Raw genomic sequence first — 2,985 nt, 5'->3', positions numbered from 1 at the left:
TATAAATAAGTTTGATTTACACACTTTGCGTTTTACGTTAGCTTCTGAATATTCCAACGAAAAAAACTATAACGTCACTTTACGTAGTGAGGGGTATCCAAGTGGAGATAAAAGTGTTCAATCTTTGGCCAATAGAATTTTGAATTCTTCTTTAACAAATAGATGGGAAGAAGCGAGATTTGGTTATTTAGGAGCTGTTTCTTATGATTACAACAGAAAGTTTTTTTTAGATTTTTATTTTAGAAGAGATGGGTCTTCATTAGCAGGACTAGAAAAACAATATGGAAATTTTTGGGGAGCTTCGGTAACATGGGATGTTGCAAGAGAAGATTTTTTGAAAGGTAATCAATATTTAACGGGTCTTAAGTTAAAAGCATCCTATGGAGAAGTCGGAGATGATTCATCTATTGCAAGGTACATCAATCAGGCGTATGTTAATCTGAAAGGAAATTATGGCGGAAATACAACTGCAATTCCTCCGAGATATGCAATTGATCCTAAGATGACATGGGAAACCAATCGAAAATTAAATGTAGGAGCCGAGTTTGATTTTTTCAAACACATTGTCACAGGGTCTTTCGCGTATTTTAATGACAACAGAAAGAATTTTATTTTCAGAACGTTGTTACCAATAGAATCAGGAGATTTAAGTAAAACCGTTAATGCAGGAGAAATAACATCCAAAGGAATAGAATTGGATCTTAATATTGCAGCAATTTCTCAAAAGAATTTTAAATTATCATTTTATGGAAATTTAACTTCGGTAAATTATAAAATCAATGAATTAAATGGAAAAGATGAATTATTAATTGGCACAGGTGATGAGATTTCACCAAGCATGATTCATGTAAAAGGACAATCGCCTTATCAGTTTCGTTTGGTCCGCTATGTAGGTATTAACCCTGAGAATGGAAAAAACTTGTATTTAGATAAAGATGGCCATATCACAGAAGAGTATAGAGCTGAAGATGCCGTAGCAACAGGAAAGACTCCTCTTCCAAAATTGTATGGAGGATTTGGATTAAATACTCACTTTTACGGTTTTGATATCAGTGCAGATTTTACGTATAGTTTAGGCGCGTATATGTACAATTATACATATAGAGATTTAACAAATGCTCCTATGAATTTTAATCAGGTAGTGGAAGCAAACGATTTTTGGAGAAATCCAGGAGATCATGCAAAGTTTGGTCGACCAACTACTCTAGGCGAACAAGAATCAACAAAATATCTTGAGAAATCGAATTATGTAATGTTCAGAAATCTTTCTATTGGTTACACATTCACGGAGTTGTTGAAAAATACGTTTATTAAAAATCTGAGGCTTTATGCACAAGTACAGAATTTAGCATTGTGGACAAAATATCATGGAGATCCGGTTTCAGCTACAGGTTCTCAGAGTATGATGAGTGTCGGTGATGCGGGATATGTTTCGGGCTCATATTCGTTATTTACATATCCTCAAGTTCGTACTTACTCACTTGGTTTTAACATTACATTTTAAGAAATTATGAAAAAAAATATAATTCTACTTACAGTTTTAGGACTGTTGACACTATTTAATTCTTGTTCAGATGATGACATAAAAAAAGAATCACCAAACGATGTATTGGTTGATGGTTTTTATAAGACAGAAGAAGATTTTACAAAAGCAATTTATGGATTGTACCAAGATTTTAAACAAATCGGGTTTTATGGAGGAAGTGGCTATTCCAGAGATTTAGTGGTTGTTGGAGATATCTTGTCAGATAATTTATTGTCCAATTATGGAGGTAGAGGATCTAATCGCGCTGCAAATAACTGGACATATGATTCTAGTCAAACACCTACAGATATTTATGTAGCCGCGTATCGAATGATCTCAGATGCCAACTTTATCCTTTCTAAAATTAATAATTTAAAAGAAGGAGAATTCAAAAATAGAATAAAAGCAGAAGCGATATTGATTCGGGCAATTGCACATTTTGAAATCGCCAGACATTATGCTGAAATTCCAACTCAAAGTGCAACATCAGCTTCTTCGATAGGGATTCCTTACCTAACAACTTATAACCCTGAATTTCAGTCAAGTCGTACAAAAACAATAAAAGAAGTTTATGATAATATTACTCAAGATATAGAAAGTGTTATCAATTATTTACCAGGTAATTATCAGGATATTAATCGTTTGAATCAATATTCAGCAAGTGCTTTCTTAAGTCGTGTTTATTTGTATAATGGTAACTATGATAAAGTTATTAAGTATGGACAAAAAGTTGTAAATGAAATTCAGCCAACTTCTAAAAATGAAATTGCGAGTTTCTGGTCGTCAAAAACAAGCCAAGGAAGTTTATTTGAAATTCCTTATTTACAAGCCAATGATCCGTCAATAGGCTCTAATTTTGGTTATGGAACCAATGCAAATAATATGGTGATGGAATTCTCTGCTGATAAAGCTTTGTATGATTTGTATAATGGATCAACAGAACCGGAACGAAAAAATACATATTTTAAGATTTATAATTTAGCGGGAGATGCGAATAATGCAAATATTGTTATCAATAAATATTATCCGGGTCAAATTAAAAATTATATCAATCATGCAAGGTATTTGAGAGTAGAGGAAGTTATTTTTAATTTGGCAGAAGCTTATTATTTGAAAGGTGATTTAGTACAGTCTCTTCAAACATTAAACATAGAAAGAGCACAGCGATATTCTAATTTTAAAGGAGAGGAAAAAGGAGAAGAATTATTTGAAGCAATTATTACAGAAAGAAGAAAGGAGTTAGCCTTTGAGAATGGAGATCGATGGTTTACTTTAAAAAGACTTTTAGGAGTAAAAAACATTCCATTAAAATATAGTAAAGGAATCAAACGTTCTGGAAATGGCTATAGAGCAGATGGAAGTGGAACGGCACCTGTCCAATTAGAATTGAAAGAATCAGATTATAGATGGCAATTACCAATTCCGAAAGAAGCGATAAATAGAAATGAAAACTTAACTCA

1 protein-coding gene and 1 pseudogene are annotated in these 2,985 nt (G+C 32.6%); both read left to right on the top strand.

What is annotated here, in order from left to right:
* A pseudogene (locus tag N5D03_RS14700) lies at window positions 1-1,504 on the top strand (SusC/RagA family TonB-linked outer membrane protein); the annotation flags it as partial.
* Between the two features lie 6 nt (window positions 1,505-1,510).
* Window positions 1,511-2,985 (top strand): RagB/SusD family nutrient uptake outer membrane protein (locus N5D03_RS14695; protein ID WP_280052091.1); only part of this gene is annotated, 1,475 nt, incomplete at its 3' end.

Source organism: Empedobacter sp. GD03861, assembly GCF_029840885.1.
GTDB lineage: Bacteria > Bacteroidota > Bacteroidia > Flavobacteriales > Weeksellaceae > Empedobacter > Empedobacter falsenii_B.
This window is presented reverse-complemented; position numbering and strand designations above follow the sequence as displayed.